Origin of the sequence: Marinimicrobium hydrolyticum, from assembly GCF_030848505.1 — a bacterium.
Taxonomy (GTDB): domain Bacteria; phylum Pseudomonadota; class Gammaproteobacteria; order Pseudomonadales; family Cellvibrionaceae; genus JAVDDU01.
The window spans coordinates 224873-249992 of the sequence record NZ_JAVDDU010000003.1; the positions used below are offsets into that span (position 1 = coordinate 224873).

The following is a 25120-nucleotide window of genomic DNA, read 5'->3' on the forward strand; positions in this document are numbered from 1 at the left end:
AGGGCACCATGTTCTTAAAGATACAGCGTTACACCTTGCTAGCTTTAACCTTAATATTCGCGGCGTCTCAAGCTCATGCCAAGGACGCCGAAGCCCGCGAATTGTTCGAGCAGTTCTTTGAAGAGCAGGTCGCCCTCAGCCCCATGTACCAAACCTATTTGGGGCGCAAAACCCAGTACGACCAATGGGACGATATTAGTCCAGCGCAGGATCAGCGCGCACAGCAACTGCGCATCGATCAACTTGATCGCTTGCGACAGTTGGACGTCGCGCAGCTGAACCCAGACAACCAACTCAGCTACCGCTTATTCGAATATCAGTTACAGCGGGGTATTGATGCCTACCAATGGCGCGATCATAACTACCCCGTCAATCAAATGTTTGGTCTGCATGCACGCATTCCATCCTTCCTCATGAATAACCATCGCATCGACACGCCGGAAGATGCGCGTGCTTATATTACGCGCCTGCAATCCGTGGCACCGCTGATGCAACAGCTGATCGCCAATCTCGAACGACGCGCGGAAAAAGGCATTTTGGCTCCGAACTTTGTTTATCCGTACGTCATCGACGACAGCCGCAACATAATTTCTGGCGCGCCCTTTCAGCAGGACGCCGAAGACAGCCCGTTGCTGGCCGACATCCGCGCGAAGTTGGCCAATTTGGATTTGACTGATGAAGCACGGGACCAACTGTTAACAGAAGCGAAAAGTGCCCTCAAGGACTCGGTGCAACCGGGCTACCAAGCGTTAATCAGTGCGCTGGAAGACTTGGAAAAGCAAGCCGATGACAAAGCCGGCGCCTGGAAACTGCCCGAGGGCGACGCCTACTATGCCAACGCATTGGAGCGTATGACCACCACTGAAATGTCCGCCAAGGAAATTCATGAGCTTGGGGTCGCCGAGGTAAAGCGCATTCAACAGGAGATGCGCGGCTTAAAGAAAGAAGTGGGGTTTGAGGGCGATCTGCATGATTTTTTTCGCTACCTTCGCGAGCATCCCAAGTTCTACTTTCCTGATACAGAGGCGGGCCGCGAGGCCTTTCTCCAGCAGACCCAAGAACTCATTGACGCCATGGAAGAGCGGTTGCCCGAGCTTTTTGGGCGCCTGCCCAAGGCGGATTTAATTGTGCGCCCCGTCGAAGCATTCAGAGCTCAGTCTGCTGGTAAAGCATTTTATCAAGGGCCTGCACAGGACGGCTCCCGCCCAGGCATCTATTACATTAACTTGTATGACATGCAGAACTTACCCAAGTATCAGATGGAAGCGCTCACTTATCACGAGGCCCTACCCGGCCACCACATGCAAATTGCCATCGCCCAGGAAATGGACAATTTACCCAGCTTTCGTCGGCACAGTTCCTACACCGCCTACAGTGAGGGCTGGGGCCTGTACGCTGAACTGATTCCCAAGGAGTTGGGCTTTTACGAGGACCCCTATTCCGATTTCGGGCGCCTAGGCATGGAGTTATGGCGCGCTGTGCGTCTGGTGGTGGATACGGGCATTCACGCCAAACGCTGGACGCGGGAGCAGGCCATCGATTACTTTGTGGGACAGACACCTATGGGGCGGCCAGACGCGGTGCGCGAAGTGGAACGCTACATCGTGATGCCGGCGCAAGCGACCTCTTACAAAGTGGGCATGAACAAAATTCTGGAATTGCGCGCTTACGCGCAAGAATCGCTGGGTGAACAGTTTGATGTGCGCGCCTTTCACGACTTGGTTTTGGGCGGCGGCGCGGTACCTCTGACCATTTTGGAAGAAGAGGTACACGCCTGGGTTGCGCAACAGGAAAGCCTGCAAGACTCACCCTAACCATGCCTCGGGGGTCCAGCTCCACATACTATCGGGCAGAACGTAAAGGAAGCCCTGAGCTTTGAGACCCTCGGAAGGCGTACAGTAGTAAGACGCGTGCTTTCGCAGCAAGGAGAGTTGTGTCATGGCTGACGAAGTCCCTCCCAAAAAACCGTCGCAGGGCGACCAGAATCTTGGGCCCCTGCCTGACGCCCGTCGGCAGCCCCCTCAATGGCTGCGCTATGTAAATATTATCTTATTGGGGTTTGTATTCTTCCTGCTCTTTCAGTGGTTGTCTCCCGGTGATGCCGAGCAACTGTCCTTTACCGAATTCAAAAACAGTGTCACCGCTGGCCAAGTACAGGAAGTCACACTTGAAGGTCACCAAGTCCGGGGCGAACTAGTGACCTTTAACGCCGACGGTCAGGCTCAAACCCAAGCGTTCTACAGTCATATTCCCGAGTTCGCGGACAGCACCCTGCTGAACCTTCTTGAGGAGCACAATGTACACATCAGCGCAGAGGAAACCGGCGGAGACCTTTGGGCCGGACTGCTGATCGGTTTTTTACCCTGGCTAATTCTTCTGCTGCTGATCTTCTATTTCGCCCAGCGCATGCAAAAACAAATGGGCGGTGGCGACCAATCCGGCGGCATGTTCAGTTTTGGACGCTCCAAAGCCAAGCGTTTTCGAGCCGACCAACCCTCCAAGACATTTGAGGATATTGCCGGCGCCGAAAACGCCAAACAGGACCTGTGGGAAATTGTGGAATACCTCCGCGACCCAAGCTACTACCGCCGCCTGGGTGCCAAACTACCGCGCGGTTTGCTCATGGTGGGGCCTCCAGGTACTGGGAAAACAATAATGGCCAGAGCTGTGGCTGGCGAAGCCAAAGTACCTTTCTTTTCTATCTCCGGCTCGGAGTTTATTGAAATGTTCGTGGGCGTCGGCGCCTCTCGTGTTCGGGATATGTTTGAGCAGGCGCGCAAGGAAGCGCCGGCCATCATTTTTATCGATGAGCTCGATGCCATTGGCCGCTCCAGAGGCACCGGGGTGGGTGGTGGTCACGATGAGCGTGAACAAACGCTCAATCAAATTCTGTCCGAAATGGACGGCTTTTCACCCCACGAGACAGTTGTCGTGATCGCTGCCACAAACCGGCCGGACGTACTGGACCCGGCACTGATGAGGCCTGGACGCTTTGATCGCAAGGTAATATTGGACCGCCCTCACCGGGAGGCGCGGGAAAAAATCCTACAAGTGCATGTGCGTAAAGTTCCTCTGAACGAGGACGTGGATCTCGCGGCTATCGCTCGGCGTACCGTAGGCTTCTCTGGTGCGGACCTGGAAAATCTGGTCAACGAAGCGGCGCTGCTGGCCGGGCGCGAGAACGCCGATCAAGTCAATATGGATCACTTCGACCGCGCCCGGGATAAGATTCTGATGGGGGCCGAACGTGAACAAAATATGGGGCCAGCGGAAAAACGGGTGATTGCCTATCACGAATCAGGTCACGCGCTAACGGCCTTACTGTTTCCCAAAGCGGACCCCTTGGAAAAAGTCACTATTATTCCCCGTGGCCAAGCCCTCGGTGCCACGGAGCAGGCTCAGGACGAAGACCGCCTGAATATGTCGGCCAGCTATGCGCGTGATCGAATCGCGGTTATGCTCGGCGGGAGAATGGCCGAGAAGTTAATTTTCCACGAAGTCAGCAGTGGCGCCGAGAGCGATATAGAGCAAGCCACAAAATTAGCCCGACGCATGGTGTCCCGCTGGGGAATGAGTGAAGCCGTCGGACCCGTTTCCTGCAGCTCCAGCCAGGAAGAGGTGTTTCTTGGGCGGGAAATCGCGCGGGATCGGGACTTCAGCGAAGCGACGCTGGAACGAGTTGACGCGGAGGTGCATCGGTTGATCACCGGTATTGAGGCAGACGTTGAGCGCTGTCTAACCGAAAACCGGGACAAATTATCACTGCTGGCGGAAACCCTGCTGGAAGAGGAAACGTTGGACGCCGCCCGAGTCGATGACCTACTGGGAAAAAACCTTCGCGAACAGAAAGCCGAGAGTGATGCCCGAAGAGAAACACCCCCACATTCCCGAAGCGGTAACGGAAGGCACGAAAGAGAAACCTCCCGCCGAGAGAAAAGACACTAAAAACAGGCAAGGGGGGGAGATGTATTACTTTGAAAGAAACATGAAAAAATGGGGAAACGCCGGAACGGCAGAAACGAAACTAAACGGTTCCGTTTCTGCCGTGTCTCTTACCCTACCAATCGTGCTTCCAGACTGATGTCCGCCTTCAACAATTGGGAGATAGGACAATTTTCCTTGGCTTTAGTCGCCGCGTCCTCGAAACGCACATTGTCGAGTCCCGGCACTTCCGCCGTGCAGTTTAAGTGGATCCGGGTTACGCCGAAGCCATCCCCCGTCTTTTCCAACTCTACGCCCGCTTTCGTGTCGATGCGATCAGCGTGATGGCCGTCTTCATCGAGGATTTTGGCCAGCGCCATGGAAAAACAACCGGCGTGAGCTGCACCAATCAACTCTTCAGGGTTGGTTCCCTGAGCATCTTGAAAGCGGGTATCGAATGAGTACTGGCGGCTGTCCAGCGCACCACTGGCGGTAGAAATTTCACCATGACCTTTGACGCCACCTTCCCAATGAGCACTTGCGTTGCGTTGCATACATCCTCCTTAGGGTTTTGTTCCACGCTTGCCGCGCGTCCCCGGAAACCCGGTTGGCGCTGGCTTCACTTTAATCGTTCGGGCAGATGCTTGCGTAAATCCCGTGCCGCCATATGCCCAAAATCTTTGGCAATTTCATCAGCAATCAGGGGTTTCAGGTTGCCATTCAAATGTTTCCTCAGCTCGCCCAAAAACGGCGGCGATGCCACCAGATATAGACGTTCCAACCGGCCCTGGGTTCGCTCAAGATCCAACTTTTGAGCCAACTGCCGTGCAAAGCGCTGAATGCTGACGTCCTTTGGATCGGTCGGCTCTTCCGCCGCACTCCGGCCGTTCACGCTCCGGTCCTGAAATCGGCCCGGGCGATCGCTCACTAAATCCTCTCCGCGCATGCGTGCTTCGGGATTTATATCCACACCCAATTCGTGCAAATCCCCCGTGGGGCTATCGACACTGAAAAAGCGGGCCTGGCCAGCGTTGGCCACCAGAATCTGAACTTTGGGCATGGTGAAATGGGTATTGGTCATAGACGTCTCCTCATGAAAGGGGCACCAGAAAAGACATTTGACTGACTAGCCGGTGCAAAAAAACGGGAGCCGTCTTTCACACTAACAAAGCGTCTTAAAGCCGACAAGCGTAATTTGATTGGCCAACAACCAATCCGGCAAGAGATCTTGAGATTATGCGTAGGCGAAAATGCCTCTGAGCAGAGCGGCACAACCGGCCACGGCTGCTACACCAAGAACGATGGGGCGAAAAGCGCCGAACGGGAGACGGTGCACGACCAATCCGGACAACCAAAAACCGATCAACACCCCAGGAAAGGTAACCGCCACCAGTTTCATTTCCGACACACCGATATAACCCGCTGGCGCGAGGACCACAATACTGGCGCAGCTTCCGAAAAGAAAAAACGCGGCTAAGTTTGCGCGCACCCGGGGGCCGGTCTCGTTTTGATAAATCAAACCCATAGGTGGCCCACCAACGGCGGTTATGGTGCCCATGTACCCGGACGCGCCCCCGGCGAAGAGACTGTTGCGATCCGACAGGTGCGGGCGATACCCGACAACGCTGAGAGCCACGGCTAAAAGTATCAAAGCGCCAAACGCCAGCGCAAAGCCCTGCTCGGTGAGCAGTGTTAGGGTAAAACCGGCCAATACGGTGCCGACAATGTTGCCGCCAATAGCGTAGCGAACGGGCCGAAAGCTCAAGCTGGCGCGGTTACGCACCAACATCAATACATTTAACAGAACGGCGTTGATAATCATCACACCGGGGAGAAACGCGGGACTGATCAAAAAGATCAAGGGAGCCGCCAATGTCCCGATACCATAGCCCGCCACGCCTTGCAGGCAGGCGCCTGCCAGCAGGGCCAGATTGGCTAAAAGAATTTGTAACAGGCTAAGGTCAGACACGAGGGTCCTTGCGTCAGTTTAAGGGTGAAATTTTATCACCCTAGGGCGTGAATGCGGTGGTGTCGCGTCAAAGCGCCTCAAAATCGAAGGCAATGACTTCACCGATGGTGCCTGCCCCGGTAATACACATCAACAGTCGATCGACTCCTAAAGCCACACCGGCGCTGTCGGGCAAGCCGTACTCCAGGGCTTGCAGTAACTTCTGATCACTGGGATAGACGGGTAGATTTTCCAGGCTGCGGCGGGCCAAATCGGCTTCGAAGCGTTCGGCCTGCTCGCTGGCATCGGTCAACTCCCAATACCCGTTGGCCAACTCCATGCCATTGAGAAAGGCTTCAAATCGTCGCGCCACTGGCTGCCCCGAAGCGTCTGGAGTAATGCGAGCGAGAGCGGCCTGACCGGCCGGGTAGTCGTACACAAAAACCAGACCCGAATCGAGCTTGGGCTCAAGCACATGAGTCACTAACAAATCGAGCCACAGGTTGCGGTCGTCAGACTCAATACCCGTTTCAATCCACTGCCGCGCCACCACTTCCAGCTCAGGCACACTGGCCGTATGCGGGTCCAGATGCAGAGACTTGAACCAGTCCCGATAGGAAATTTTCTGCACGGGCAAACCGGGAAGCACATGCTCCAACAACTGCGCCACTTCAGCCATCAGCTGATGGTCATCAAAGCCGGGGCGATACCACTCCAACAGGGTAAATTCAGGATTGTGACGGCGGCCCTTTTCACCGTTGCGAAAGACTTTACCCAGCGAGTAAATCGCTCCGCTGCCGGCGGCGAGCAGGCGCTTCATGGCAAATTCCGGGGAGGTTTGCAGGTAGCAAGTTCTGCTCCCACTCACAACGGAAATCGAGTCGATATAAGGGTCAGTCACCGCTGCGGCGCCCACAACGGGCGCCTCGATCTCCAGCACTCGCCGTTGAGCAAAGAACGCCCGTACCTGTTGATACAACTGTGCACGGGCGCGCAAAGAGTCCAAGGAGGCAGAGGGGCGCCAAGTCATAAGTCGGCCTAATCTTTGGAGGCGCGGCCCAGATACTCACCGGTGCGGGTGTCTACGCGTACGATTTCACCCACATTCATAAACAAAGGTACTTTTACCACCGCGCCGGTGCTCAGAGTGGCGGGCTTGGTGCCGCCCTGCGCTGTGTCACCTTTCAAACCAGGATCGGTTTCCACCACTTCCAGTTCTACGTGATTGGGTGGAGTAACGGCCAAAGGCGCGCCATTGAACAGGGTGACGATGCACTTATCCTGCTCCTTGATCCACTTTGCCGTGTCGCCTACCGCGTTTTTGTCCGCGGGATGCTGCTCAAAGGTGTCGGGGTCCATAAAGTGCCAAAACTCGCCGTCACTGTAGAGAAATTCCATGGTTTGGTCGGTCACATCAGCGCCTTCCAAGTGTTCGCTGCCGCGGAATGTACGCTCCCAGACCCGTCCGGTTTTCAGGTTGCGCAATTTGACCCGATTGAACGCCTGCCCCTTACCGGGCTTGACCAGCTCGTTCTCTACGATGTTGCACGGATCTCCGTCCAGCATGACTTTCAACCCGACCCGGAAATCATTGATAGAATAGGTGGCCATATACCCTCACGATAATAGAAGCTTCAAAAGGCGCCCATGATACATCGAACCGCAGACACATGGCAGGGCCCACGCTGGCAAAATGAATTGACCGACCTGATTCGCTCCCCCGCTGAATTAATTGAACTGCTGGAACTGGATCCGGCATTGTTGCCATCGGCGCTGGCCGCCGCAGGGGATTTTGCCTTGCGAGTCCCCAGGCCCTACGCCATGCGCATTCGTAAGGGTGACGCCCACGACCCTCTGTTGCGCCAGGTGCTGCCGCTGGGTGATGAACTGTTGGCGGCGCCGGGGTACAGCGCCGACCCGTTGCAGGAGAAAAGCACCAATCCCGTGCCCGGCCTTATCCACAAATACCCGGGCCGCGTACTGCTGATCGTTTCCGGCAGCTGCGCGATCAACTGCCGCTATTGCTTTCGGCGTCACTTCCCCTATCAGGACAACAACCCCGGGCGCGCGGCCTGGCAGCGTGCACTGGACTATATCGCCGCCGATTCCAGCATTACTGAAGTCATCTACAGCGGTGGCGATCCACTCAGCGCCCCGGATCGACACCTGACGTGGCTAACTCAAGCCGTCGAGGCCATTGCGCATGTGCGCCGTTTGCGCATCCACTCCCGCCTGCCAGTGGTCATCCCCAGTCGGATTGATGACGAATGCCTGAGCTGGATGACCAACCACCGACTGGATACCAGCCTGGTCATCCACAGCAACCACGCCAACGAAATCGATGCGCACTTGGCCGAGGCTTTAGGGCGGGTGCGTGCCGCGGGTATCACTTTGCTCAACCAAACTGTACTGCTGAAGGGCGTCAACGACTCCTTGGCAGCGCTTCATGAGCTCAGTGAGCGCCTATTCGCCTGCGGCGTACTACCCTATTACCTGCATCTTTTGGATAAAGTCACCGGTGCTCAGCACTTTGACCTCCCCGTGTCCCGCGCCCTCGAATTACACCAGGGGCTGCGGGATACCCTGCCCGGCTATCTGGTGCCCAAGCTGGTTCGGGAAGTTCCTGGTGCCCACAGCAAGACCCCGGTAGTCTAGGGAGCCTCGCTCCCTAGACTCTGCGACGTTAGCCAAAATTCGCTATAGTCTCTGATAACCCACAAGCACCGAGTTGCTCATTAATGATGGATGAGACGAAACTGAATCAATGGCTGGAACGCATCAAGTTACCCGAGCGTGACTTGGATGAGCTGAGTTTCTGCGCAAGTAACAAGGCCGGGGCCGTGCGCGACTGGGTTCAGGAACTGCCCATGACGCGCACCAGCTATGTGTGCAGCATGCTGTACCAAGCCCTGCCTGAAGTGGCGCGACTGAAAACGGCTCCCGAAACGCGCATGGAAATGCTGGAAGTTCTGCGCCCCGCTGTGCAGCATGCCATTGAGGGCTTGTCTCACCAGTTTCTGAATCAACCCGTGATTTTGCCTGAGCCGGCCCGAAAGGCCGCCACCGTTGCTCAAGCCCTGCAAAAACACCTCAGTAACGCCTACTTGGTGGCGGTGTCAGATTTTGCCCACAAGCGCAAAACCAGCACCGAGGGATTGGACCTATGGGCGTTGGCCATTCACCGCAGCGTTACCGGTTTAGGGGTATTGTTGCTGCGCAGCTACCAACTCTATACCCCCCGACCAGCGCAGCTGTGGAACGAACTGCACGCGCTATACGCCTTGGCGGAAGAGACACAACTTCACCAGCACCTTGTAGAGGATCCGCTGCCCCACCACGCGGGCCTGAACACCGTTGAGCTGACCTATATGCGTCTGCTGCTACTGGAGTGCGCGCATCCCAACCAGCTGCGCCAGGAAGAAATCACCACCACTTATAGAGCACTCGAAGAGCTGGCGCCCATGGCGCGGCTGATGAATTACAACCGGGGGCAGAAAGACGGCCTCTATGCCGTCGCGCTGGAGGGCAATCAGCCGCCCGTCTACAAATCGCGACTGCCCGAGGGCGTACACAACATTCGGGAAATCGACTGCAGCCAACTTGTGGCCGCGCTCAGCGCTGAAAAACCTGCGAGTGGCCGCTCCGATCGCAACCGATACGGGCTCCTGCCACCACTTAACGAACATTTGATCCGCTCCTGGAACACTGTCAGTCAGCGCAGTTTCGAGCGTCAATCAAGACGAGGTCAGGTGGAACTGACTGTAGGTCTGTCGAACCTACACTTCCAGCTCGCTGGACAGGTGCCTTTCAAGCAGTTTTTAAACCAGGAAAGCGGCGTGTACGGCAATGACAAGAGTCCGTTTGCCGAGCGGCGCTCCGCCTTGCTCGAGGCCGAGGACGGGGACGACCCCTGGGACAGCGCATTCGATGTAGGTAAAACGCGCCTGGCCGGGAACAACTTACCGAGTATCAATATAGAACGCAGTATCAAACAACGGCATAAAGAGGTGTACCAGGGGAAACACCCCATTTATGCCATTCCCATCGTCGACACCAGTCTGGGCGGTTATTGCCTGGAGTGGCGCGAGCAGATTCCCTCCCAAGTAAAAGCCGGTGAGTTGCTGGGAATTCGAGAAGAAGGGCGGCACAAATGGAGCCTGGCGGTGGTGCGTTGGATGCAACAGACTCGCAATGCCACGCTTCTCGGGCTGCAAATACTGGCGCCGCAAGCCCAGCCTTTGGCGGCGGCGGTCATTCAAAAGTCCGGAGAGGAGTCGGAATTCATGCGTGCCCTGCAGGTGCCACCGATGAAAGCCATCGGCCAGCCCGCCACCTTGATCATGAACGCCGTATCCTTTCACGAATACAGTAAAGTGCGGCTTTTTCAGCCCACAGAGGGCCTGGACAACGAGCGGACCCGACCGGAGCGGACTCTTCAGCTGACCAGGCGGCGGTTCTCCACGGGCGCCATCAGCCAGTTTGAGTTCCGAGAGTTAGAGGGCAGTCCCACTCGCCGAAGGCCTTCGGATGATTTCTAAGGCTTAAAGTGGCACGAAATGCAACAAATTGCATTGAGGCTAATAGCGAATGAGTTAAGATAGTGGCATTCGACACCGCAACCCCCTGCCGATACAGGGTTGATTCAACGGTATCGGCGGCGCCTGGAACGCAGCGCCCAACGTCAATAACCAATGCGCTGCCGTTCACCGCCCCCAAACCTGTAGCAAAGAGTGCAAATACGCTGTTATGGATGCCAATGAGACTGTTCGTCTGCTGATATTAAACGATTCGCGCACGGAGGCCGAACGGCTGATCAGCATGCTACACAACGCGGGACGCCCCAACCGGGCCCAGCATGTCACCAGTGAGGAAGTGCTCGCCAAGCTACTCCAGGAACAGGCGTGGGACCTGCTAATCGGCCACGACCAAACCAGCAACGTCACTCCCGCTACGGCGGTCAAACAGATCCGCCGACTTAACCGCGACGTACCCGTTCTTCTGCTCACCGACGACGAGACTGGCGCTGCAGTGGTCGATGGCCTCAAGATCGGCGCCTGTGATGTTATTCCCCTGGACCAGGATCAACACCTACTTCTGGCCATCCAACGAGAGCTCCAAAACCGAGAGCAGCGCCAGTTACGGCGCCTGGCAGAACGACGTTTTCGCGAAGCAGAGCGCCGCAGCCAGCACTTACTGGACAGTTCACGGGATGCCATTGCCTATGTCCAGGACGGCCTCTACCTTTATGCCAACGAATCCTTCGCGGAATTGTTCGGCTACGCCGATCGTGACGATATCGACTGCCTGCCCATCATGGACATGGTGGACGAAAAAGATCAGAAGAGCCTAAAGAACTTTTTGAAGGACTTTACCCTCAAGGGTGAAGAGGCTGAAAGCACCAAGCTGGAATTTACCGGCGTCAAACACGGTGGCGGCACGACGCCTATAAGTTTGGAAGTCGCCCGAGCGACTTTTGATGAAGAGCCCTGCATTCAATTTCTCGCCCGAGCCAACCAAGCGGCGGAACAAAGCGAGGAGTTGGTCGCGCAGATTAAGGAAATAAAGTGGCAGGATCTGGCCACTGGCCTGTACAACCGCCAGTACCTGGTGGACAGGCTGGAAAAACTGGTGGACGCCGAACCCGGCGACGGGCACGAATCCAGCCTGGTGTACATTGACATGGATAATTACGCCGAACAGGTGCAAGCCAGTTTTGGCGTGGCTGGTGCGGATATGGCACTGGTGGACTTGGCGGCCCTACTGCGCGCACAAGCTCAAGAAGGGGATCTGCTGGCGCGTTTCGGAGACAGCACGTTTACACTTCTGATGCACAACATCAAAGCCGATGCCGCCGTCCTTAGAGCGGAAAAGCTGTGTAAGGTCATCGAAGACCATATTGTCGATGTCGACGGCAAGACATTACAGATAACCGCCAGCATCGGCCTGTCGCTAATCAATGACACCACCACCAGCGCTGAAGCGGCCATTGATCAGGCCGTGAACGCTATGGAAAAGGCGCGCGCCGAGCACGGCGGAAATGCCGCCCGGCTGTACGAACCGGAAATGACCGAGGACGAAAAGCAAGAGCGCGACATTGCCTCTGAAGTACAGCACGCCCTGGATTCCGACCGCTTCCGCCTGCTGTTCCAACCGATCATCAGCCTGCGCGGTTCAGAGGAAGAGTACTACGAAGTACTGCTGCGCATGCTCAATGACCAAGACGAAGAAGTATCCCCAAAAGAATTTCTGGAAACCGCCAACAAAATGGGCGTGGGCGGGAAAATTGATCGCTGGGTGATCCTGGAATCCATCAAAATGCTGTCCCAGCACCGGGAGAAAGGCAACAAAACCAAACTTATCGTCAACTTGAGCCGTGAGTCGCTCTGCGATGAGTCCCTGCCGCCCTGGTTGGGCGTCGCGTTTAAAGCGGCCAAATTATCCAGCGACAGCATCGTATTCCAAGCCAATGAAGTGGACATTACCAACCACTTGAATGCCGCCAAGGCGTTTGCCCAAAGCTTGAAAGGCCTTAAAACCAAAATGGCCATCAGCGGGTTTGGTTGCTCGCTCAACCCATTCAATGTGTTTAAACATGTGGAACTGAGCTTCGTGAAAGTGGACGGCTCCTTCACGCAGGATATTCAGGATAACAACGAGAAACCCGAGACACTGATTAATCTCATCAAAGATTTGCACGCCGAAAACGTCACCACTATCGTACCTTTCGTGGAAAATGCCAGCGTACTGGCCACCCTATGGCAGGCGGGCGTACATTACATTCAGGGTTACTACTTGCAAGAACCCAGCGCCTCCATGAGCTACGACTTCAATATGGAAACCTAAACGGTTTCCATCACTCGAGCGTTTTACTACTACGATTTTTTTGCGCTTCGGCTAACTCGCTAGGGCAGGCTGTCGCGATCCCGTAAGCCCAATAGGTACAAAATAGCATCTAACCCCAAGGTGGAAATGGAGTGCTCGGCGGACGCCTTCACCAAGGGTTTGGCCCGGAAGGCAATGCCCAGACCCGCGACGTTTAGCATCGGCAGATCGTTGGCGCCATCACCTACGGCGATAACCTGCTCCAACGCTATGCCTTCCTGCTCCGCCAGCATGGCCAGCAACTGCGCCTTGCGCTCGCCATCCACCACCGGCCCAGCCACGCGACCGGTGACCTTCCCGTCTTCAATATCAAGCTGATTGGCGTACACATAATCAATACCCAAACGCTGCTGGAGAAAACGCCCAAAGTATTCGAAGCCGCCGGACAAAATAGCGGTTTTGTAACCGAGCCTTTTTAGCGCGGTAATCAATTTTTCCGCGCCTTCGGTCAAACGAAGATTGCGGGCTATGTCCTCCAGCACCGATTCATCCAGCCCCTGCAACAGCGCCAGGCGCTGAGCAAAGCTCTGTTTAAAGTCCAGTTCTCCGCGCATGGCCGCTTCAGTGATGGCCACCACTTGATCGCCAACACCAGCCGCTTTAGCCAACTCGTCGATCACCTCGGCTTCAATCAGCGTGGAATCCATATCGAAACACACCAGGCGCCGATTGCGACGATAAATGGTGTCTTTCTGAAAAGCGATGTCCACTTCCAAGCGCGTGGACAACTCCATAAAGTCGGCGCGCAAAACGCTGGCGTCTTCTGGAATACCGCGCACGGAAAATTCCACGCACGCGTTGCTGCGCTCGCCCATTGATTCCAGGGGTACTCGCCCGGACAGGCGGTTGATGTGATCAATGTTCAAATCGTGCTTAACCGTAATGGCGGTCAGCTGCGCTATTTGTTCTGCGCTTACCTGACGCGACAACAAGGTCACTATGTGCCGTGGCTTACCTTGCTGGTCCACCCAGCTTTGATAGCGCTCCCGGCTGATGGCCTCAAAACGCACCTGCACTTCCAGGCCAGCCAAGCGCTGCCGGATTTCCTCCTGGAGGGCGTCGCCGGCAATCTGGCTTCCGTCCAGTGCCACCAACATGCCCAGCGCCAAATTATCGTGGATAACGGCCTGGCCAATATCCAGGATGCTCGCATCGTACTTGGCCAGCAGACCGGTGATGGCCGAGGTCACGCCGGGCTTGTCGTCGCCGAACACATTGATCAATAGAATGTCTTTCACACAGGCTCACTTGGTCGAAGCACCGCCGGAGACGCCCGGCGCGCGGATGGCAAACAAAAACCGCGGCATTATACCGCCTCCTGCATGGGCAGGGCTATTTACGCTAGCAGGCTGTTGAAAAACGTTTTCGAGGCAGGCGATGCAAGGCAAAAATAGGCGAAAAAGCGGAGTTTATGTGCAATAAATGAGCATTTTGAGCCCGTTTTTAACGCCGCAGCGGCCACGCAGATAGTTTTTCAACAGCCTGCTAGAATAGACTGCTAAATCCGACGGTTCTCTTCGCCAACAACAATGGACGTCCCATGCCCCTTTTGCAACGCCTGGCCTCGCGCCCGCTCCTTCCCTTCTGCAGTGCGGTAATCGCCGTTCTGGGGTTGGTGGCCGGCCTGCTCTATTGGCATCACAGCCAGCGTAACCAGGAGCTCCACTTGGCGCATTTTGGCCAATCCCTGGCCAACAGCGCGGCGCGGCAGGCCGTCAACCCAACGCTGAACCAGGATTTGATCAGCTTGCAGGTTATTCTGCAGGAGTTAACCCGACACCCGTCCGTCTCTGGGGCCACGATTCACGACGTGGAGCACAGACTCCTGGTGCAGAGCGGTTCTTCACCGGAAGAAGCACTGAGCCACAGCGCGCCCATCGCCCTACACAACAACATCGGCGGCTACTTACGCATCGCCATGGAGCCTCCCGCCGCCACCGCGCAAGACCGACAGTTTTTTTGGCTCTGGTCCCTGGCCGTCCTTTTGGCCATGGCAGCGCCCTGGGCACCGGATGCCCTAGGCAAATTTCGCGTTGCTGCAGAGGAAGATACCGAAGAACCACTACCCGAGGAGCCTTTGGGAGACCCCGTCACCCTGCGCCTGGCACTGGAGATCCGCAACCTGCCCCTGCTGCATCGACAGTTAAACCTGGAGAGTTTTTCTCAATTGGTGGAGCGCCTGGAGGAACAACTTCAGGGAGTGCTCGCACTATACGGCGGAAAGCGCCACGCGCTGTCCCAAAATTGGCTACTTATTGATTTCGAAGGTCACGACATCAGTGACTGTAGTTTGCGAGCCTTGTGTAGCGCCTGGCTGCTAAGCGAATTATCTTCCACCAATCCGGGCCCCAAATTACGCCTGGGCGCACATATTTACCCTCTGCCCGAAGATGACGACGCGAGTCTGGTTCAGGAATTGGTAGCCCAACTGGGCGACGGTGCCCAACAAACCACTGGAATCTTTCTCGCCCCCGATTTAGTTGATGACGACTTATTGCAACACTTACAACTCGATCTCGACTCCGGCCGTCTGTTGGACATCCAGCCCCCTTACAAGGCACTGTTGCACAAACAGCAAAATCAGCTGCAGCACTTAGTGGGGCTGGCGAGCGCCTAGCCCGGGTACGATGCCGGGAAATTGAGTCTTTGAAGCGAAGGAAGATATCTCAGTGTTTCGAGACTGCGCGGGGGGCGGGAGGAAAGGATAGCCTGCGTTTCGAGACCCTCGGAGGCAGGAAGCCGACGCGGAGCGTACAGGGACGTATCCACAGCGTGTCTCGAAACGCAGGCTATCCTTTCCAGACTACAGAAGCCACTTTACACAAGCAAAAGAGACTGGCATGCACCTTCATATTCTCGGAATTTGCGGTACTTTTATGGGCAGCCTGGCGCTGCTGGCTCGCGAGCTGGGCCACAAAGTCACCGGCAGTGACGCCAACGTGTACCCGCCCATGAGCACCCAGCTGGCCGACGCGGGCATCGAATTGATGTCCGGCTATGACCCGACACACCTGCAACCTGCCCCCGACCTAGTGATTGTGGGCAATGCGTTAAGTCGCGGTAACCCCGCTGTGGAATACCTACTGAATGAAGGGCTGGCCTATACCTCCGGTCCGGAATGGCTGCGCGAACAGGTGCTGCCCGGCAAATGGGTACTCGCCGTCGCGGGCACCCATGGCAAAACCACCACCGCCAGCATGCTCGCGTGGATTTTGGAATACGCTGGCATGGCGCCGGGTTTTTTGATCGGCGGCGTCACCCAGAATTTTCCTCAATCGGCGCGTTTAGGGGAGACACCGTTCTTCGTCGTGGAAGCCGACGAATACGACAGCGCCTTTTTTGATAAGCGCTCCAAGTTCGTTCACTACCGCCCGCGCACCCTGATAGTGAACAACCTGGAATTCGACCACGCGGATATTTTCCCGGACCTAGCCGCCATCCAGCGTCAGTTTCATCACTTGGTGCGCACAGTCCCCAGTGAAGGACTGATCATCAGTCCCGCCGCAGAGCCAGCCATCGAAGACACTCTCGACATGGGTTGCTGGACACCCCGAGAAGAATTCGCCCTAAGCGATACCCCCGCCCCCTGGCAAGCACGGCTCGTAAATGCCGACGGCAGTCGTTTCGAGCTGTTGCACAACGGGCAAAGTGTGGGTCAAGTGGATTGGGCGCACACCGGTGTGCACAACGTACTCAATGGTCTAGCGGCCGTGCTGGCCGCTCGGCATGTGGGCGTCAGCCCAGAGGTCAGTGGCCAAGCGCTGTCGCAGTTTGCGGGCGTTAAGCGGCGCATGGAGTGTTTGGCGGACATTCATAGCGTGAAAGTGTACGACGACTTCGCCCACCACCCCACCGCCATTCAGACCACCTTGGCGGGCCTGCGCGCCAAAGTGGGCACGGATAAAATCATCGCCTTGATTGAGCCCCGCTCCAACACCATGCGCATGGGCGTACACCGGGACCGGCTCAATAACGCCTGTGCCGACGCGGACGCGGTCTTTTGGTATCAGCCGCCGGGGGCGGATTGGGATATGGAAGACACCGTCGCCCAAAGCCCAGTCCCCGCCAAGTTGATGCACAGCCTGGACGAGCTGATTCACGCCACACTGACTTTGTCAGAGCCTAACAGTCATCTGGTCATTATGAGCAATGGCGGTTTTGATGGGCTGCACCAGAAATTGATCGAGCAAATGCGCAAACACGCGCTTTAATACCCAAACCGGAGAAGATCCATGGAACCCCTTCGTACCGTGACCCTGGCCATGACGGGCGCCTCGGGTGCTCAGTATGGCCTACGCCTACTGCAATGCTTATTGGCGGCCGACTGCCGGGTGTACTTGCTGTTATCCAGTGCAGCGCAGGTAGTGATTCGCACCGAAACCAATCTGGAACTGCCGGATGAATTGGAAGACCAGCAGTTGGTGCTGGCCCAGCGCTACGGCGCCAACGATGATCAACTGGTCCTATTTAGCCGCGAAGACTGGTTCTCCCCCGTCGCCTCCGGCTCCAGCTCCCCCGGCTCCATGGTTATTTGCCCCGCCAGCGGCGGGTGCCTGTCCGCCATTGCCCACGGCGCCAGCAACAACTTGATTGAACGCGCCGCGGACGTGGCATTGAAAGAGCGCCGGCAATTGATCCTGGTGCCCCGAGAAGCGCCCTACTCGGCCGTACACCTGGAGAACATGTTGGCGCTCACGCGTATGGGCGCGGTCATTATTCCGGCCAGCCCCGGTTTTTATATGCAGCCCACGACTATTGAAGAAATCATCGACTTTATCGTCGCGCGCATACTCGACCAATTGGGCATTGAACAGGATCTAATGCCGCGCTGGGGAGAAGACTGACCGTCCCCTTTCGGACCACTGTGATAATGAGGCTTAGTATGACCGATTTTTTACGCCAACATTTTCCCACATGGACACTATGGCTCACGGGACTTTCTCTTGCGCTCTGTGTTGGCACGACGGCAAGCGCCGAGCCGCAAGAAGCCACACCACAAGAAAAGTACCAACAGTTTTTCCGCAACAGCGCCCACGCCATTGCCACTAACGACGATCTAGCCCCGCTGTATCAAGCCATTGGCGACCGGCGTTTCGTTCTGCTGGGGGAGTCCAGCCACGGGACGCGCGAGTACTATCAGAAACGCGCCCAAATTTCCCAACACCTCATCACTCACAAAGGCTTTCGTTTTGTGGGAGTAGAGGGCGACTGGCCTTCCATTTATCGACTCAACGAGTACGTCAAACTGCGCACCGATGACGAGCAGAATGCGCGCGCCTGGACCAAACAAAACATCACCCGCTGGCCCAGTTGGATGTGGGCCAATGAGGAATTCCTCAGCTTTATTGAGTGGCTGCGCGAACACAACGCCGAGCTGGATGAAGACCAACGCGTCGGGCTTTTTGGACTGGACATGCAAGACCCGGAAAGCGCCATTACAGAAGTACTGCAGTGGTTGCGTGAAAACGACAAGGACAACTACGAATTTGCCGCTGACGTTTACAGCCGAATTCTCGACTTTCCCGAAGGCATGCGCGGCTACGCCCGCTATCTTATGGGCGGCGGTAGCCGGCTAAACGACGAAGTCGCCGACGTAGCTGCACGCTTGCGCGCTGCTATGGGCGAAAATCCCGCTGAAGCCAACAAGGACCTGTGGGTCGCCAAGCAAAACGCTTTGGTGGTAAAGCGGGCGGAGGCACAGTTTCACGCGGCCACCACCGATGGTCCCGAATCGTGGAATACCCGGGCGCGTTTTATGCACGAGCAGATGTTGCGTATCGCAGAGCGCTATGGTGACCAGAGTCGCGGCATCGTGTGGGCCCACAACACCCACGTGGGCGATTCCGCCGCTACCGATATGCGCAATCGCGGCGAGGTCAATATTGGCCGGCTGACGCGGGAGAGCGAAGGTTCGGATCAGGTATTTATTCTTGGTTTTGGCACCAACAAGGGCGAAGTCGTCGCTGGCCACAACTGGGGCGCTGCTCGTCAGGTGATGACCGTGCCACCGGCTCAGCCCAGCACTTATGAAGCCCTGATGCACAACAGCGGTTTGAACACGGCGCTGCTGCTCTTTACCGAGGAAGCGCGCTCCGGCGCACTGGTAACACCGCTACACCAAAGGGCCATAGGCGTGATTTACCGCCCGCCCAATGAAGCCTACGTACCCACCATACTGACTCTGCGCTACGATGGTTTTCTTTACATTGATGAGACCCAGGCTCTGCGTCCGCTGAAAGAGGAAAGCTAGCAGGCTGTTGAAAACCAAAGGAACGAACGGATTTCGCCATGACGTTATTGCAACTGCTCACCGCAGTAATGCCCGTAGTGTCAGTGTTTGTGCTGCTGGTGGTGCTGCGCCTACCCGCCAGCCGCGCCATGACCTTAAGCCTTTTGATCACGGCGGCTCTGGCTTGGCTGGCGTGGCGCGTACCCGGCATTCAACTGGCCGCCTCGGTTCTGGAAGGCTGGGTAGTGGCCAGCTCCATCGTCATTATTGTGTTCGGGGCCATAGTGCTTCTGAATACCCTCAAGGCCAGCGGCGCGCTCACTGTTATCCGCACCAGCTTTTTTCATATTTCTCCCGATCGGCGCGTTCAGGTGATTATTGTCGCCTGGCTGTTTGGCTCCTTTTTGGAGGGCGTGAGCGGTTTTGGTACGCCCGCTGCCATTGGCGCCCCCCTGCTGGTAGCACTGGGTTTTCCCGCCATGGCGGCGGTAAGCCTGGCGCTGATTGCTGACAGCACCGCCGTATCCTTTGGGGCCGTAGGCACACCAGTGTTGGTGGGGATCGCCCAGGGCCTGCCCGGCACGGACTTGGAAGAACTGACCGCCATTGCCCTCACCGCCATCAGCATTGATATCGTTATATCGAGTTTTTTACCGCTGATTATGTGTGCCCTGTTAACCCGCTTTTTTGGCGCCAACCGCCGTTGGCGGGAAGGGCTGGCGCTTTGGCCTTTTGCACTGCTGTCCGGTCTGGCATTTACTGTACCGGCCTGGTTGGTGGCCTGGCTGCTGGGGCCGGAATTTCCCTCAGTGTTAGGCGCCTTGATTGGTCTGGCGCTCATGGTCACCGCCGCTCGACGAGGTTTTTTGTTGCCGGAAAAACCCTGGCGGCTGGCCAATGACAGCGACCTTAAAGACGACGCGGCGCCGGATGTCACCCCCAACCTGAATCTGTGGCAGGCATGGACCCCCTACATACTGGCGGTGCTTCTGCTGGTGGTCACGCGCCTCGATGCGCTGCCGCTTAAAGCCTGGCTACAGGGCATCTCACTGGGCTGGAACAATATCTTGGGCACCCCCATCAGCGCGAGCTTGAGCCCCCTCTACCTGCCGGGTACCTTGTTTGCCCTGACGGCACTGATCACCATTGCCTTGCACCGCCTGCCTGTGCGCGAAGCGGCCCGCACTTGGGCTACTTCGGCGCGCAGTCTGCTACCGGCGATTATTGCTCTGGGGACCTCCCTGCCGATGGTGCGGATTTTTCTCAACTCGGATATCAACGCCAGTGACCTGGCGGCCATGCCCACGGAGCTGGCGGAATTGGCGGCTGGCGCCATTGCCGGCTACTGGCCACTGGTGGCGCCCTTTGTGGGCGCTCTGGGTACGTTCATTGCCGGTTCGGCCACTTTTTCCAACATGATGTTCTCCGGTCTTCAATACGAAGCAGCCGTGGCCGCGGAATTACCGCCCCGGTTAATTTTAGCCCTGCAGATGCTCGGCGCCAACGCGGGCAATATGATCTGCGTGATGAACGTAGTGGCGGCGGCGGCCGTGGTGAATTTGAACGGGCGGGAAGGCGAGATCATTCGCATGACCCTGGGGCCAATGCTCTACTACGCCTTGGGCGCGGGTTTAGTGGGAATGCTGGTGGTGGTCCTAGTCTAACGTCGACCTGACTCGGTCAGGCAGCGGCTCATCTTCAGACTCGCTGTAGTGCGCGTTTTCCCACAGATGCATGGCCTGCTTGCGCACCGGTCCCCACCGGTAGCCACCCAAGGCGCCGCTTTGTTGAATCACTCGGTGACAGGGAATGGTAAAAGCAACTGGGTTTGCCGCCACGGCACCGGCTACTGCACGGGTGGCTTTTGGATTCCCCAGGGCCGCGGCCAGCTGCGAATAGCTGATCACTCTACCCGGTGGTATGCGCAGTAGCGCGCGCCATACCATTACCTGAAAATTGGTGCCGGACACATACAGCGAGAGCGGCTTTTCCGACGTCGGCTTGCGCTCGAACATGGTGGCCACCAGCGCTTCGGTAACACCCGGGTTAGAGATCAATCGGGCCTTGGGCCAACAAGCGCGCACCAGGGCCAGTTGCTCTTCGCCATCGGTGTCATCTAAAAAAGCCGCTCGGCACACGCCGCGCTCGGTGGCCGCCAGAAAAAGCGATCCGAAGCTTGTGGCGTGAACGCCGTAGTCGATGGTTAACCCTTCGCCGCCTCGCCTATACTCGCCCGGCGTCATGGCTTCCAGGGTGACAAAATGGTCGTACAGACGCGAACTGCTACTTAGACCACTGGCCCCCGCCACGTCCAAAAGCGAGCCCGGCTCCAACATCAGGCGCTTACCTCGCTCCAGGGTCAGGACCTGCAAAAAACGTTTGGGTGTAATACCCACCCAGCGGCTGAATAAGCGCTGGAAGTGCGCGGGACTCAGGTGCACCTGAGCGGCCACCTCTTCCAGGCTGGGCTGCTCGCCCACCCTGTCAATGAGATAAGCAATGGCTTTGGCGACGCGTTGATAGTCGGACATGATTCCCCCGGTACTACGCACTGATGTCCGGAATAAATATTCGCAGCTTTGTAAGCTGGCCCTCGGGCCGCGCAGGGTGAGTGTTCAGCCATGCAGTACTAAGAGCATCATTTTGCTTCACCCTATGCCGCCCGGCGAGCCGAATTATGCGCTTTTTCCAGGATTGCGCCTTACCAGTACCGTTTCACTAGCTCCAGAGTTTTCTCCAAAGCACCGCGATTGCCTTCGGTGACCGCGAGCGCGGCCTCGCCACGCTTACGGCGCAGTTCAGGATCCTGAATCAGGGCCGCCAACTGCTTCGCCAACTGTTCGGGCGTTTCCGCCAAGGTTAAGGCGCCGGCTTCGATCAACAGGCGGGATATTTCCGCAAAATTAAACTGGCTGGGTCCGCTCAACAACGGCAGCCCCCAAGCGGCGGGTTCCACCAGATTGTGGCCGCCGTTGGGAATCAAGCTGCCGCCCACAAAAGCGATGTCGCTGGCGCCGAAAAAGAGTAGTAGTTCGCCCATGGTATCGCCCACCAACACCTGGATGTCATCATCCACAGGTTCTTGCAGGCTGCGCCGAACTGTCGCTAGGTCGCGGCGCCGACAGAGGGCGGTGACCGAGTCAAAGCGTTCCGGATGGCGCGGCACCAAAACCAGCAGCGGGTTGGCGTCCACGAGACGCGAGAGTTGCACATAGGCTTCGAGGATGGGTTCATCTTCGCCTTGATGAGTACTGGCGGCGATCCACACCGGTCTCTGGCCACCACCAGTCCACTCTTCGCGCAATTGGGCCGCGCGTTCGCGCACCCCCTCATCCAGCGTCAAATCAAACTTGATATTACCGGTAAGCTGGCAAGCTTCTGGCGAGAGCCCCAAGGCCTGAAACCGTTCGGCATCGGCCTGCCCTTGCACACCGGCGGCAGTCAGTCGCTGCAACATTGGGCGGGTGAGGCCGGCGAACCTCTGATAACCACGCGCGGACTTTGCGGACAGCCGGCCGTTGATCAACACCACCGGAATTTCCCGCTTGGCGCAGGCGGCAATGGTGTTGGGCCAGAGTTCGGTTTCCATGATCAATAACACCCGCGGCTGGGTGCGCTTCAAAAAGCGAGCCACGCAGTCGGGTAAGTCGTAGGGCGCGTAAACGTGCCGAACGCGGTCCCCCAGGGTAGCCCGCACCCGCTCGGATCCAGTCGGTGTGGTGGTGGTGATCACCAGCTGAACATCAGGCTCCTGCAGCAAAGCCCGAACCAGCGGTAATGCGCCCAGAAACTCGCCCACCGAGACGGTGTGCAACCAGATCACGGTTTTGTCGGTTTTTAAATTTGGCACCCAACCAAACCGCTCCCCCCATCGGTCCGCATAATCCGGAGCCCGCAGTGCACGCCAAAGCAGGCGCACAAGCACCAGGGGCGTCGCCAGGTAGAGAATCAGACTGTAGACAAGTCGCATGGATAAGCCTTAACGGAGCAAAATCGGTGCACAGGATACCACTCCCGTTAACGCTCGTGGGCCTGGGCTCCCCGTGGTAGTGCCTATACGCGTTACAATAGGGTTTTTGTCTGCGAGTGAATCCCATGGCGCCAAGCCTACCGGTCATTGAATTGGACGTTGCTGTGGTTGGCGGCGGCATTGCGGGCCTGTGGCTGATTAACCGTTTGCGAGGTGCCGGTTATGACTCGGCACTGTTGGAGACCAAGGCTCTGGGCGGGGTGCAGAGCATGGCCTCCCAGGGCATGATCCACGGCGGGGTTAAGTACGGACTGGGGGGAAACCTCGGTGCCGCCGCCCAAGCACTGGCCGAAATGCCCGCACGCTGGCGGGATTGCCTTGGTGGCCAAGGCGAAGTGGACTTAAGCCAGACCCACCAGTTCAGTGAGCCCTTCTGCCTCTGGTCCAACGGCGGTTTGGGCGCGCGGATGCAGGCCATGCTGGCCAGCCGCGCTTTGCGCGGGCGAGCGCACCGTCTTTCCGGCCGCGACAGGCCAGCGGCACTTGATCATCCTGACTTTCAAGGCACCGTGTACCGCTTATCGGATTTGGTGTTGGACATGCCCAGTCTGGCGGCCAATCTGGCCGCCAATGCCGAGGGTGCCCTGCTCCGCCCGGAGGGCCTCGTGGCAAACCGGAATCAATCCGGTCACATCAGCCTGACACTGCAAACCAAAGACGGACCTATTCAGGTACAGGCCCGCCAAGTGATTTTTACCGCCGGGCGGGGCAACGCCGACCTTCTAAGTCAGCTGGGGCAGACCGAGCCCGCCATGCAAACCCGCCCTTTGCAGCAGTTGATGGTGCAACACCCCCAGCTCAAGCCTTTATTCGGTCACTGTCTGGGTAAAGGCACCCGCCCGCGAATGACCGTGTCCAGCCACCAGGCGGACGACGGCGACTGGGTCTGGTATCTAGGGGGCGAGTTGGCGGAAGCTGGCGCTCAGGAGCCCACCGCCCCTTTCATCGCCCGCGGCCGAGCCGAGCTGAAATCACTGTTTCCTTGGCTGGACTGGCACCAAGCCCACTGGGACACCTTCACCGTCGATCGAGCCGAACCCCGTCAAGTGGACGGCCAGCGCCCGGACGGCGCCAGCCTACAACGCGCCCCCGGCTGTACAAACTTACTGGTGGGCTGGCCTACCAAATTAACCCTGGCCCCCCATTTGGCGGACCTGGCGCTGGAAGCACTGCATCGCGCCGGTGTACAACCCTCGGGGAGTTCGATGTTCCGAGATCTGAGCGGGCTTTTACCCACCCCACCACTGGCGAAAGCACCTTGGCAGTGCGCTTTTAAGGAGCCCGCATGAGTGAGTTGCCATTACGCCCACTGGGCAGAACCGGCCTCAATATTTCTCCCGTCGGACTCGGCACCGTCAAACTGGGGCGAAATCAGGGCCTAAAACACCCGCAAAGTTTTGAACTACCCACAGACAAAGAGGCCCAACGGCTACTGGACTGTGCCCGGGATCTGGGTATCAACTTGCTGGACACAGCCGCCGCCTACGGTGAGAGCGAAGCCCGATTGGGCCAACTGCTGCACGGGCGTCGACAGGACTGGATCATCTGCACCAAGGCCGGGGAGGAGTTCGAAGCCGGCCAATCCCGCTTTGACTTTACCCCAGAGCACATGCGCACCAGCGTTGAGCGCAGTTTGCGGCGCCTACGCAGTGACTACTTAGACCTTGTGCTGGTACACTCTGACGGCAATGACCGGGACTTGATTGAGCGCTATGGCACTCTGCAGGCGCTACAAGAGCTCAAGCAAGCGGGCTTAATTCGGGCCTGTGGCGTGTCCAGCAAAACACTGGACGGCGGGCTCCTTCTAGCGCAATATGCCGACGCGTTAATGGTCGCCTGCAACCCGATTGACCGCGAGCAGTTACCGGTAATCGAAGCCTGTCAGCGAGTGGGCACCGGCGTACTGATTAAGAAAGCCCTCGCCAGCGGCCACCTATGTTCGCAGGCGGCTGAGGACACGGACCCGGTACAAGCCAGCCTGGACTTTCTTTTTGCCCAGCCCGGAGTGGACAGTGTCGTGATCGGCACTCTGAACCCCAAGCACCTGCGTGACAATGTCGCCAAAGCGCTGAAAGCTTTGACCGGTGAACGCCAACCGAAAGAGATTTGA

20 protein-coding genes are annotated in these 25120 nt (G+C 57.4%); 12 read left to right on the forward strand and 8 right to left on the reverse strand.

Annotated elements, in window-relative coordinates:
- Window positions 1-8: 8 nt before the first annotated feature.
- Window positions 9-1814: a DUF885 domain-containing protein gene (locus tag RBH33_RS07140; protein WP_306731468.1), complete on the forward strand. Its 1806-nt coding sequence runs from the start codon at window positions 9-11 to the stop codon at window positions 1812-1814.
- Window positions 1815-1938: 124 nt separating this feature from the next.
- Window positions 1939-3945: an ATP-dependent zinc metalloprotease FtsH gene (gene ftsH, locus RBH33_RS07145; protein WP_306731469.1), complete on the forward strand. Its 2007-nt coding sequence runs from the start codon at window positions 1939-1941 to the stop codon at window positions 3943-3945.
- A 107-nt stretch (window positions 3946-4052) separates the two neighbouring features.
- Here ftsH and RBH33_RS07150 read toward each other — a convergent pair whose 3' ends face one another.
- The 5 genes from RBH33_RS07150 to efp all read right to left on the reverse strand — a co-directional run bounded on the left by RBH33_RS07150 (window position 4053) and on the right by efp (window position 7480).
- Window positions 4053-4475, reverse strand: a complete 423-nt coding sequence (locus RBH33_RS07150) for an OsmC family protein (protein ID WP_306731470.1) — start codon at window positions 4473-4475, stop codon at window positions 4053-4055.
- Window positions 4476-4540: 65 nt separating this feature from the next.
- Window positions 4541-5002 carry a host attachment protein gene (locus RBH33_RS07155; protein ID WP_306731471.1) on the reverse strand — a complete coding sequence of 154 codons (462 nt, stop codon included), beginning with the start codon at window positions 5000-5002 and terminating at the stop codon, window positions 4541-4543.
- Window positions 5003-5155: 153 nt separating this feature from the next.
- A complete protein-coding gene (locus tag RBH33_RS07160; protein WP_306731472.1) occupies window positions 5156-5890 on the reverse strand; it encodes a sulfite exporter TauE/SafE family protein in 735 nt (244 codons plus the stop codon).
- Window positions 5891-5957: 67 nt separating this feature from the next.
- Complete coding sequence (gene epmA / locus RBH33_RS07165; protein ID WP_306731473.1) at window positions 5958-6899, reverse strand: EF-P lysine aminoacylase EpmA; 942 nt, start codon at window positions 6897-6899, stop codon at window positions 5958-5960.
- 8 nt (window positions 6900-6907) lie between these two features.
- Window positions 6908-7480, reverse strand: coding sequence for an elongation factor P (gene efp / locus RBH33_RS07170; protein WP_306731474.1), 573 nt, complete (start codon window positions 7478-7480; stop codon window positions 6908-6910).
- Window positions 7481-7516: 36 nt separating this feature from the next.
- On the opposite strand from efp, the gene epmB reads away from it, so the two are divergent.
- The 3 genes from epmB (at window position 7517) to RBH33_RS07185 (ending at window position 12712) form a co-directional block, all read left to right on the forward strand.
- Entirely contained in the window at window positions 7517-8524 is a 1008-nt protein-coding gene (gene epmB, locus RBH33_RS07175) for an EF-P beta-lysylation protein EpmB (protein WP_306731475.1), read from the forward strand.
- Window positions 8525-8607: 83 nt separating this feature from the next.
- Window positions 8608-10407 (forward strand): hypothetical protein, encoded by a 1800-nt coding sequence (locus RBH33_RS07180; RefSeq protein ID WP_306731476.1) that lies wholly within the window; start codon window positions 8608-8610, stop codon window positions 10405-10407.
- Window positions 10408-10615: 208 nt separating this feature from the next.
- Window positions 10616-12712, forward strand: a complete 2097-nt coding sequence (locus RBH33_RS07185; RefSeq protein WP_306731477.1) for an EAL domain-containing response regulator — start codon at window positions 10616-10618, stop codon at window positions 12710-12712.
- A gap of 59 nt (window positions 12713-12771) precedes the next feature.
- Here the strand turns inward: RBH33_RS07185 and serB are convergent, their stop codons facing one another.
- Window positions 12772-13989, reverse strand: coding sequence for a phosphoserine phosphatase SerB (gene serB / locus RBH33_RS07190; protein WP_306731478.1), 1218 nt, complete (start codon window positions 13987-13989; stop codon window positions 12772-12774).
- Window positions 13990-14291: 302 nt separating this feature from the next.
- Between serB and RBH33_RS07195 the strand changes: the two genes are divergently transcribed.
- The 5 genes from RBH33_RS07195 to RBH33_RS07215 all read left to right on the forward strand — a co-directional run bounded on the left by RBH33_RS07195 (window position 14292) and on the right by RBH33_RS07215 (window position 20644).
- On the forward strand, window positions 14292-15368 hold the full coding sequence (locus RBH33_RS07195; RefSeq protein WP_306731479.1) for a hypothetical protein: 1077 nt from the start codon (window positions 14292-14294) through the stop codon (window positions 15366-15368).
- Between the two features lie 223 nt (window positions 15369-15591).
- Window positions 15592-16962 (forward strand): UDP-N-acetylmuramate:L-alanyl-gamma-D-glutamyl-meso-diaminopimelate ligase, encoded by a 1371-nt coding sequence (gene mpl / locus RBH33_RS07200; RefSeq protein WP_306731480.1) that lies wholly within the window; start codon window positions 15592-15594, stop codon window positions 16960-16962.
- Between the two features lie 21 nt (window positions 16963-16983).
- Complete coding sequence (locus RBH33_RS07205; RefSeq protein ID WP_306731481.1) at window positions 16984-17595, forward strand: flavin prenyltransferase UbiX; 612 nt, start codon at window positions 16984-16986, stop codon at window positions 17593-17595.
- Between the two features lie 38 nt (window positions 17596-17633).
- Window positions 17634-19001, forward strand: coding sequence for an erythromycin esterase family protein (locus RBH33_RS07210; RefSeq protein WP_306731482.1), 1368 nt, complete (start codon window positions 17634-17636; stop codon window positions 18999-19001).
- A gap of 38 nt (window positions 19002-19039) precedes the next feature.
- A complete protein-coding gene (locus tag RBH33_RS07215) occupies window positions 19040-20644 on the forward strand; it encodes an L-lactate permease (RefSeq protein WP_306731483.1) in 1605 nt (534 codons plus the stop codon).
- Here RBH33_RS07215 and RBH33_RS07220 read toward each other — a convergent pair.
- A complete protein-coding gene (locus tag RBH33_RS07220) occupies window positions 20636-21511 on the reverse strand; it encodes a methylated-DNA--[protein]-cysteine S-methyltransferase (protein ID WP_306731484.1) in 876 nt (291 codons plus the stop codon). The genes RBH33_RS07215 and RBH33_RS07220 overlap by 9 nt on opposite strands.
- 170 nt (window positions 21512-21681) lie before the next feature.
- Window positions 21682-22950 (reverse strand): lipid IV(A) 3-deoxy-D-manno-octulosonic acid transferase, encoded by a 1269-nt coding sequence (waaA, locus tag RBH33_RS07225; RefSeq protein WP_306731485.1) that lies wholly within the window; start codon window positions 22948-22950, stop codon window positions 21682-21684.
- Between the two features lie 125 nt (window positions 22951-23075).
- On the opposite strand from waaA, the gene RBH33_RS07230 reads away from it, so the two are divergent.
- Both RBH33_RS07230 and RBH33_RS07235 read left to right on the forward strand, forming a co-directional pair.
- Complete coding sequence (locus tag RBH33_RS07230; RefSeq protein WP_306731486.1) at window positions 23076-24299, forward strand: FAD-dependent oxidoreductase; 1224 nt, start codon at window positions 23076-23078, stop codon at window positions 24297-24299.
- Window positions 24296-25120, forward strand: a complete 825-nt coding sequence (locus RBH33_RS07235) for an aldo/keto reductase (protein ID WP_306731487.1) — start codon at window positions 24296-24298, stop codon at window positions 25118-25120. Before RBH33_RS07230 ends, RBH33_RS07235 begins: the two co-directional genes overlap by 4 nt.